We start from the raw sequence: 9,427 nt of genomic DNA, 5'->3' as shown, positions 1-9,427 counted from the left end.
CACCTGCGTGCGAGAGGGGATGTGTGTCGTCCGACTTTCCGACAGCGGATCATGAACGATCTTCTGATCCCGCCTTTCCGCTTCACCACGGCGGCAAGATTGAAGTGCGCCCCACGGTGCGTATTCGAGACGCGGAGGGCTTGTCGCTGGCCTACACGCCAGGCGTAGCTCGGGTTTCGCAAGCTATCGCGGCCGATCCTGCCTTGGTTCATGATCTGACCTGGAAGTGCAACACCGTCTTGGTGGTCACTGACGGCACTGCGGTGCTGGGTCTGGGCGATATTGGTCCCGCCGCTGCGCTGCCGGTGATGGAGGGCAAAGCACTGCTCTTCAAAGAATTCGCAAATGTCGACGCCGTGCCGATCTGTCTGGACACTGGCGACGTCGCCGAAATCGTAGAAACGGTGCGGCGCATCGCGCCTGCGTACGGTGGTGTGAACCTAGAAGATATCTCCGCGCCGCGGTGCTTCGAGGTTGAAGAGCAACTTCAAGAGCAGTTGGACATCCCGGTCTTCCATGATGATCAGCACGGAACCGCCATCGTGGTGACAGCAGCGCTGATGAACGCGGCTGAGGTAACCGGTCGCACGCTGGCTGATCTGCGCGTTGTGGTCTCCGGAGCTGGTGCGGCAGGCGTTGCCGTCACCAACATGCTGCTCGACAGCGGTATCGGTGACATTGTCGTGGCTGACTCGCGTGGTCTGATACATCAGCAGCGCGCGGATCTCACGCCGGTCAAGCGGAAACTCGCGGAGAGCACCAATCGAGCTGGCATTACGGGAACGATTGAAGAGGCCTTGGTTGGCGCAGACGTATTTGTGGGTGTTAGCGCTGGCAAGGTTGCTGAAGCTGCGGTAGCGCAGATGGCGCCGGAAGCGATTATCTTCGCGCTGGCAAATCCGGACCCCGAGGTAGACCCCACTATCGCGGAAAAGTACGCCGCAATCGTGGCGACCGGACGATCCGACTATCCCAATCAGATCAATAACGTGCTTGCCTTTCCTGGTGTTTTTCGCGGTGCGCTGGATGTGCGCGCGACGAGGATCACTCCGCGGATGAAGGTTGCAGCAGCGGAAGCGATTGCCGGGGTAGTGGGTGAAGACCTAGCCGCGGACCACATCATCCCCAGCCCTTTCAATCCGCGAGTTGCGATTGAAGTGGCTCGTCGGGTTGCCGAGGCCGCGCAGTTTGATGGAGTAGCTCAACTAGACAGTCCCGGTCGGGCTTGAGTGTTGGGCTGACAACGGGCAGGAGAGCGCATGTTTGCCGTCTACGCCGAATCCTTCAACGCGGAAGACCCACTAGCCGGGCTAGTTGTCGGCGAGCAGCCGGAGCCGAAACCGCGACCAGGCTGGGCCAAAGTTCAGGTGCGTGCTGCCAGCGTCAATCATCATGACCTGTGGACTTTGCGTGGCGTGGGGATTACTGCCGATCGGTTGCCGATGATTCTTGGCTGTGATGCTGCCGGCGTAGACGAGCGGGGCAATCCAGTACTGGTCTACCCGGTAGTGGCAGATCCGTCGTACGAGGACGAATCGCTGGATCCACAGCGAAGCCTATTGTCTGAGGTTTATCCCGGTACCTTTGCGGATTCGGTGATGGTGCCGCAGCGGAACTTGTTGCCGTTGCCGCCATCGATGACGCTAGCGGAGGCTGCCTGCCTGCCAACCGCCTGGCTGACGGCCTACCGGATGCTCGCGGTGAGGTCTGACTTGAAGCCCGGTGACACCGTCTTGGTCCAGGGGGCTGGTGGCGGTGTTGCCACGGCGGCGATCACGTTGGGGCGAGTTATGGGCTACCGGGTGTGGGCCACTTCTCGGGAGGAAGCAAAGCGAGTTGCGGCTCTCGACATCGGGGCACATCAAGTTTTTGAGGCGGGAGCTCGGTTGCCAGAGCGAGTAGATGCGGTCATGGAGACGGTGGGAGCAGCGACGTGGGAGCACTCGCTGAAGTCACTCAAGCCGGGTGGCCGACTTGTCATTTCCGGTGCAACCTCCGGACCAAACCCGCCGGCCGATTTGGCACGGATCTTCTTCAAACAATTGGCAGTGGTGGGTTCCACTATGGGGACGCGGCACGAACTGCAGCGGCTGATTTCGCTGTGTGACAGCACCGGAGTGCGGCCCATCGTTGCTGATGAGTTGCCGATGTCGGAGGCCGCGGATGCCATTGCTCGGATCGCTGCTGGCGATGTTTTCGGCAAACTCGTGCTGACTCGGGACTGACCTCAAAAGGGATACTGAACATGTACGACAGTGACCGTGGCATTGAAGAACTGCAGCAACGACTATCCGGCGAGACGATGGCAGTTGAGTGGTTGGCGGACCAGATGCGAACTTTCGTTGACCTCTATCCGGAGTGGGAGGATGCCATTGGCCGAATGGCCTCGTTCCTCGCAAGAGAATCAGACGATTAGGCCAGTCAGTTCCCCTTGGTCATCCCAATGGGCCATCGCACTCGGAGTAGTGCTCCTAGGCCTTGGCCAGTGGCCTCATAGACCAGCAGGAGTCGTACCCCGGGTAGTACGCGGACGGACTGTCGTCTTTCCACAGCGAAATGCGAACGTTATTATGGCGTTGCCCCGCAGATTTCCTGGATTTCCGATCACATCGAGACTTGTGTGGGCTGCCTCATAGTCTGGGAGGAACGTTGCTCGGTGAGTTAATGCTGCGGCCCATGGATTTACTCCTCAAAATTTCTGTTCCGTTCGCATCCGAAGAACCGTCTCCGGAAGTCTCGGTTCCCTCGGAAGAGGACGTCGAAGAGGCGCTCAACACCCTCCAAGACAACCTTGGCGATGTGAACTGGTGGTGGAACGTAGTAGTTCCACACCTTTTCCGAGCAGCAGTCATCATCATCGCTGCGATCGTCTTTCGCCGAATTCTTGTCAAGGCGATTAATCGACTCGTCAAGAGCAAAGTCCACAAGAAGAGAGTCGGGGTCGACGGAAAGTCCTCCCCGAGCACGACTGCAGTCATCGATGCCAAGCGAGCAATGCAGCGTTCCGAGACCCTGGGATCGCTGTTCAAAAACGTCGCCACGATCATCATCTACACCTTTGCGTCCCTCATGGTGCTTTCCGTACTGGGTTTCCCCGTCGGACCGCTATTGGCCGGCGCAGGAATTCTCGGTGTGGCGCTGGCATTCGGTGCTCAATCGCTAGTGGCAGATTTCCTTAGCGGCATCTTCATCATCATGGAGGACCAGTACGGCGTTGGGGACGTAGTTGACGTTGGCGATGCCATCGGAACCGTCGAAGAAGTCACGCTGCGAATCACCAAGATTCGTTCGGTAGACGGGGTGCTGTGGTTCGTCCGCAATGGTGAAATCGTCCGGGTTGGCAACAAGAGTCAGAACTGGTCGCGAACTGTGTTGGACGTGAGCGTCGCCTACCAAACTGACCTAGCGCACGCTAAGGAAGTCCTAGCAAAAGTCGGTTCTGACTTGTACCGGGATCGAGAACACGGACACCTGCTCTTGGATGTTCCGGAGGTGTGGGGTGTCGAAGAACTCGCGGCTGACGGGATCTTGATCCGATTGGTTGTGAACACAAAGCCAGGCGAGCAGTGGACAGCCTCCCGATTGCTCCTGGAGCGGATCAAGTACGCATTCGACGAACATGGAATCGAGATCCCCTTCCCGCAGCGCACTGTATGGGTTCGCGGGGATGAAGATGTACCGAAGGTGCTGGAAAGTCAGGCTAAGAAACATCGGCCCATGGATCAGTCGAAGAGGACGCCAACAGGTTTCAGCACGGACCCCGAAGGATTCGACCATGACGGGGACGGTGCGCCGGACGGTGACGGCGCCGGGGGCGACGGCGGCGGCGACGACAATTAGTAGCGGCCGACGTTCCCATTCTCCCCGGTCATACCCGGATTAGGAGAAGGCCTCCTCGATGATCGCGCGTTGTTCGCGCTCGTGCCGATGGTGAGAGCCAACTGCGGGTGAAGACGAGGCGGGTCGGGAGATCGGTGTGATCACGTGCTGCGTGATCTGCGGGTAGTTCATGGAGATGAACTGCCACGCTCCCTGGTTAGCCGGTTCCTCCTGCACCCATAGGAAGCGAGCGCTGTCTGGGTAGCGATCCAACTCCTCGGGCAGTGTGCGCACCGGTACCGGATAGGGCCGTTCGATTCTGACGATCGCGACATCGTCAGCCCCGCGGCGCTCTCGCTCAGCGATTAGTTCGTAGTAAATCTTGCCACTGCACATGATGACCCGAGTCACGCGATCTGGGATCACGTGCTTATCGCCGATTACTGCCTTGAAGGTTCCGGAAGTGAAGTCAGCTAGTGGTGAGGTAGCTGCTTTTGCGCGCAGCAGTGATTTCGGGGTGAAGATCACTAGTGGTCGGATCATGCGTGACAGTGACTGCCAACGCAACAGGTGGAAGTAGGACGCGGGAGAGGACGGAATCGCGATCGTCATGTTGTCCTCAGCGCACATCTGCAGATATCGCTCCATACGAGCAGAGGAGTGGTCCGGCCCCTGACCCTCGTAGCCGTGCGGCAGTAACAGCGTCACGCTCGAACGCTGCCCCCATTTCTGTTCACCAGAGGAGATGAACTCATCCAGAATCGTTTGCGCACCATTCGCGAAATCACCGAACTGGGCTTCCCACATGACCAGTGCGTCCGGCCGCGCCACCGAGTAGCCGTATTCAAAGCCCATCGCGGCGAACTCGCTGAGGAATGAGTCGTAGACGTAGAGTTTGCCGCCGTCCGCGTAGCAGCGCTTCAGCGGTTTGTAGTGCCAGCCGGTGGATTTATCGACGATCACCGCATGTCGGTGCCCAAAGGTGCCGCGGCGCGAATCCTGTCCGGCGAGCCGAACTACCCGGCCCTGATTCACCAAGGAGCCCAGGGCTAGCGCCTCGCCCATACCCCAGTCGATCCAGCCGTCCTCGACCATCTGAGCACGACGCTTGAGCTGGGTCGCCAACCGCGGGTGAACATGGAAGTTGTCCGGCAGTTGAAGTTGTGATTGCACCACCAACTGCACCTGATCATCGGTAATGGAGGTGTCCACTTCGGCAGCGGGTCGCTGCGGCTTGAGCGCCTGGGTACCTTCTCGTTCTACCTCGGCCGACGTGGGGGTGAAGGACTCCTTGGGCCCGAGTGAGTCCCGGGTTTGCTGGAATACATCCTCCAGTCGCTGCTGGAAGTGCTTCAGTGCTTCCTCGGCTTCTTGAACGGTGATATCACCGCGACCGATCAGCTGCTCGGTATAGGTCTTTCTCGTGGAGCGCTTTTGATCGATGATCGAGTACATCATCGGTTGCGTGAGGCTCGGGTCGTCGGCTTCGTTGTGGCCTCGTCGCCGGTAGCACACCAGGTCAATCACGACGTCCCGACCGAAGCGCTGCCGGTATTCGAATGCAAGTTTCGCCACCCATACCGCCGCTTCGGGATCGTCACCGTTGACGTGGAAAATCGGCGCCTGCACCATCCGAGCAACGTCGGTGGAGTACTCCGAAGAGCGACTGTGCCGGGGTGAGGTAGTGAATCCCACCTGATTGTTCACCACAATGTGGACGGTGCCGCCGGTTCGGTACCCCTGTAGTTGCGACAGGTTCAGCGTCTCTGCGACAACGCCCTGACCGGCGAACGCCGCATCACCGTGCATCAGGATGGGCAGAATTTGATGTCGCCGGTCTTTGGGCAACTGATCCTGTTTGGCGCGCACAATGCCTTCCAGCACTGGGTCCACCGCTTCCAGATGGGACGGGTTGGCGGCAAGGTAGACGCCGGTTGCCGCGCCGTCCTCGGCGACATACTTCCCCGAGGTTCCCAGGTGGTACTTGACGTCGCCAGATCCTTGTACGGAGCCGGTGCCGTAGTTGCCTTCGAACTCTTCGAAGATGTTTGAGAACTGTTTTCCACCGATGTTGGTGAGTACGTTGAGTCGACCGCGATGGGGCATCCCGATGCAGACCTCTTCAATATCGTCACGGGCCGCTGCGTCCATAACGGCATCCAGCAGCGGAATGACGGATTCACCGCCCTCGAGGGAGAATCGCTTCTGCCCGACGTACTTGGTGTGCAAGAAGGTCTCGAACGCTTCTGCCTCGTTAAGTTTGCGCAGGATACGCAACTGCTCTTCCCGAGGCACTCGCTCGTGCGGGGCCTCGACGCGTTCTTGAATCCAGTCCCGCTGCTCTGGGTCCTGGATGTACATATATTCAATACCCACGGTGCGGCAGTAGGAATCACGCAGCACACCCAAGATGTCTCGCAGCTTCATCAGCGGCCGGCCGCCGAAACCACCGGTGGCGAACTCCCGATCGAGGTCCCACAGGGTCAGATCGTGCTCCATGACCTCCAGATCTGGGTGGTACCGCTGGTGATATTCCAGTGGATCAATATCGGCGATCACGTGACCACGAACTCGGAACGCGTGAATCACCTCTTGCACTCGTGCCGTCTTATTGAGGTCCGTGTCGTGGGTGGCGGAGATGTCTTTGGACCACCGGATCGGTACGTAGGGGATCCGCAAGGCGTGAAAGACCTCATCGTAGAAGCCGTCCTCACCCAACAGATACCGGTGCACCTGACGTAAGAAGTCACCGGACTGTGCGCCCTGAATAATGCGGTGATCGTAGGTAGACGTGATTGTGAGGGTCTTGGAGACTGCATTGCGAGCGAGAGTTTCGTCGCTGGCGCCCTGCCATTCAGCGGGATAATCCATGGCGCCCACGCCGACGATGGCTCCCTGTCCGGACATCAGTCGCGGGACCGAGTGGACCGTTCCGATGGTTCCTGGATTAGTGAGGGTGATGGTTGTACCGGCGAAATCCTCGATAGCGAGTTTTCCGGTGCGAGCCCGGCGGACCAGATCTTCGTAAGTTACCCAGAACTCAGCGAAGTCCATGGATTCAGCCGCCTTGATGCTGGGCACCAGCAGTTGTCGGCTGCCATCGGGCCGAGGCAAATCAATGGCCAGACCAAAGTTCACGTGAGCTGGAGTCACCAGTACTGGCTTACCTTCGGACTCTCCGAACGAGCGGTTCATCTCCGGGAGCAGTTTGAGAGCCTTAACGACTGCGTAGCCGATCAAATGGGTGAACGAGACCTTGCCGCCTCGGGCTCGCTTGAGGTGGTTGTTGATGACTACCCGGTTGTCGATCAGAAGCTTCGCTGGGACTGCTCGCACGCTGGTGGCGGTGGGGATCGTCAGCGACTCCGCCATGTTGCTCGCCACTCTGGCCGCTACACCCTTGATCGGTGCCGAGGTGGTGTCTTTGGCTGTTGGCGGGGCTTCCTTGATTTCCGGTGTGTTGAGGATGGCGGACGTAGGAATATGACGGTCGCCCATGGGTGGTTGGGCTACTGGCTCAAAGTCCTCCGCTGGGGAGGTGGTAGGCGCGGCAGGCGATTTGGCGGCAGCGGCCTCGGTCGCCGATCCATCGGCAGAGGCTCGGGCGGCAGTTGCGGCGGGAGCGCCAGACTCACGCATTTCCTCTGCTGGCGATGTGGGGCTGGCGTGCTGCTCTCCGGTGGCGGCATCCGTCAGCGTTGCATGATCCTGCAGCGCCTCATCGCGAGTCGCGGTGTAAGAGTCGGGTTGGTAATCGGCGAAAAAGTCCCACCAAGCAGGGTCAACTTTGCTGCGGTCCTTGAGGTACTGCTGGTATAGCTCGTCAACGAGCCATTCATTTGCACCAAACGGATGGGTAGGGGATTCCGCTGTCACGCCGGTTCCTTCTGCAGTAGCCACTATCCATAGGATAGTCGGCGTTTAGCGCCGCTGGCACACCTTAGCCATCACTAGCTGATGTTTGATGCTGCCGAAGTGCGCCGCTACTGCCAGAGGCGCACCGTGGGCACGCAATTCGCGGATACCAAATCACATTCAGTTCCACTGCCAATCGAGCTATAACTGGTGGCATACTCCTGGAACTGCCACTGCAGAATCAAGTCGTTGGGCTTCAGTTCAGTAGCGTCGGCTTGCGACTGATCCCAGCAGGCACCGGTGGCTTGCCAGTTCCCGACCTGTGCGCCACAGATCGTGGCACTCACTACCCCAACTGCAGCGAAGTTCGCATTATTTCCGCCGTCGGTTTGCCAGGTGCTAGCGACTGGCAGCAGTACGGTCTGGTCCACGATGTTGGCGAGTGCGGTCTTGATGCTGACGGAGTTGAAGTTGGCGCCGGGATCGCCGGACATTTCAGCATCAGGGATGGTCACGGTGCCGTCGTAGCCGAAAGCGGTCCAGTCGGCGATGTCCGTGGTGGGATTACTGCCATCGTCGAAGTCCACCAGTCCCCAGTTGCCGCTGGGGGTGAACTGACACGGCTGATCTTCTTGGGCGTTGCCACCGCCGTATAGCGATTGATACGTGTCTCCGGCAGTCAAGCCAGCGATCTCGGTCTCGCATACCGCGTATGGCCGTAATCCGGCATAGCCGGGGGAGCCCGATACCCGGGCTACGGCGGCAGTTCCGGGATTGAGCGTGTCGACACCAAGAATTGCTCCGAAGAAGGTGTCTAGCGTGCTCGAGTTCTGCACTTCCACCAAAATGCTGTTGTCGGGCTGGCAGGAGACGGCCACGGCCGGATCGCCATCGGATCCCTTGGGTCCGTTCTCGTTGTGAAGTTCAGTGGCAGCTGCGGTCGCTACCGGAGCCAGTGAGGCAGGGTCACACCCCACACCCGCTAATCGATCGTTACTGAACTGTTGACCGGCCGCTCGGGCACCTGCGAGTGCACTAGCATCGGCGGTCACTGATAGTTGCCGCTTCACGGAATAGGCGTACCCAAGGTCCACCGCGAAAGCCGCCATGCCGAACAGCACTAAAGACAGCACGGCGACCAGGATCGCGACTGCTCCGTCATCGTTGCCGACTTCCTGCTTGAGGTTACGGCGCTGCTCATTTGGCTGTGGTGTGGTCATCGAACTCACCACTCGCAGCGGTAGACAGCCGTGCCGTCAAGATTAAATCGACCGGGGAATCCCGGAATGGGCATTGGGATAAGCAAATCTGCCGAGAAGGAAGCAGTCACGGTGAGGTCCTGGCCAGTCCCAGGATCAGCTGCACAGGCGGCATCATCAACCACCATGACGTTCGCTGGATCCATGGCGAGCGTCCCCACCAACGCGCTGCGGACCTCGGCGGACACGTCCGCGGTCGGTCCGCTCCCGGCGACAACTGCGGCTCGTGCCCCTTCACGAACTGCGTTATTGAGAGCGAGCTTCTGACTGAAGAGTGCGCCGAAGTTAATGATCCCAAACACGACAACTAGCAAGATCGGTACGACTAACGCGAATTCAACGGCACTTGCGCCGCGATCGCCAGCGATAGCCCAACGTCGTCCTGGACGGCTGGTGTCTTCTTTTTCGTTCATCACAACTTCCTCCTGGCGGCAGCGTAAGTAGGGCTGCTATCGCCGCGGATCAGCCGAATGGTCTACCCCGCCATGGACGTT

At 59.3% G+C, this 9,427-nt stretch carries 7 protein-coding genes; 4 read left to right on the top strand and 3 right to left on the bottom strand.

Annotated features, from left to right (window positions below):
* Positions 1-23: 23 nt before the first annotated feature.
* The 4 genes from K0U62_08195 (at position 24) to K0U62_08180 (ending at position 3,840) form a co-directional block, all read left to right on the top strand.
* Entirely contained in the window at positions 24-1,229 is a 1,206-nt protein-coding gene (locus K0U62_08195) for an NADP-dependent malic enzyme (GenBank protein MCH9801494.1), read from the top strand.
* Between the two features lie 30 nt (positions 1,230-1,259).
* Positions 1,260-2,225 (top strand): zinc-binding dehydrogenase, encoded by a 966-nt coding sequence (locus K0U62_08190; protein ID MCH9801493.1) that lies wholly within the window; start codon positions 1,260-1,262, stop codon positions 2,223-2,225.
* Positions 2,226-2,245: 20 nt separating this feature from the next.
* Positions 2,246-2,416 carry a hypothetical protein gene (locus tag K0U62_08185; protein MCH9801492.1) on the top strand — a complete coding sequence of 57 codons (171 nt, stop codon included), beginning with the start codon at positions 2,246-2,248 and terminating at the stop codon, positions 2,414-2,416.
* A gap of 248 nt (positions 2,417-2,664) precedes the next feature.
* Entirely contained in the window at positions 2,665-3,840 is a 1,176-nt protein-coding gene (locus tag K0U62_08180) for a mechanosensitive ion channel family protein (protein MCH9801491.1), read from the top strand.
* A 39-nt stretch (positions 3,841-3,879) separates the two neighbouring features.
* Here K0U62_08180 and K0U62_08175 read toward each other — a convergent pair whose 3' ends face one another.
* From K0U62_08175 to K0U62_08165, 3 genes are all read right to left on the bottom strand, one after another.
* Positions 3,880-7,695, bottom strand: a complete 3,816-nt coding sequence (locus K0U62_08175; protein ID MCH9801490.1) for a multifunctional oxoglutarate decarboxylase/oxoglutarate dehydrogenase thiamine pyrophosphate-binding subunit/dihydrolipoyllysine-residue succinyltransferase subunit — start codon at positions 7,693-7,695, stop codon at positions 3,880-3,882.
* 107 nt (positions 7,696-7,802) lie between these two features.
* Positions 7,803-8,894 (bottom strand): hypothetical protein, encoded by a 1,092-nt coding sequence (locus K0U62_08170; GenBank protein ID MCH9801489.1) that lies wholly within the window; start codon positions 8,892-8,894, stop codon positions 7,803-7,805.
* Between the two features lie 5 nt (positions 8,895-8,899).
* Positions 8,900-9,346 (bottom strand): pilus assembly protein, encoded by a 447-nt coding sequence (locus K0U62_08165; GenBank protein MCH9801488.1) that lies wholly within the window; start codon positions 9,344-9,346, stop codon positions 8,900-8,902.
* Between the last annotated feature and the right edge of the window lie 81 nt (positions 9,347-9,427).

It is taken from the genome of Actinomycetes bacterium (assembly GCA_022599915.1).
Taxonomy (GTDB): Bacteria; Actinomycetota; Actinomycetes; order S36-B12.
The sequence above is the reverse complement of the archived record's forward strand: the minus strand, read 5'-3'. Positions and strand labels throughout refer to the sequence as shown.

Excerpts from the sequence above, each read along its gene's own strand:
- K0U62_08190 (MCH9801493.1), top strand. The coding sequence starts at position 1,260 with ATGTTTGCCGTCTACGCCGAATCCTTCAACGCGGAAGACCCACTAGCC.
- K0U62_08185 (MCH9801492.1), top strand. The coding sequence starts at position 2,246 with ATGTACGACAGTGACCGTGGCATTGAAGAACTGCAGCAACGACTATCC.
- K0U62_08180 (MCH9801491.1), top strand. The coding sequence starts at position 2,665 with ATGCTGCGGCCCATGGATTTACTCCTCAAAATTTCTGTTCCGTTCGCA.
- K0U62_08170 (MCH9801489.1), bottom strand. The coding sequence starts at position 8,894 with ATGACCACACCACAGCCAAATGAGCAGCGCCGTAACCTCAAGCAGGAA.
- K0U62_08165 (MCH9801488.1), bottom strand. The coding sequence starts at position 9,346 with ATGAACGAAAAAGAAGACACCAGCCGTCCAGGACGACGTTGGGCTATC.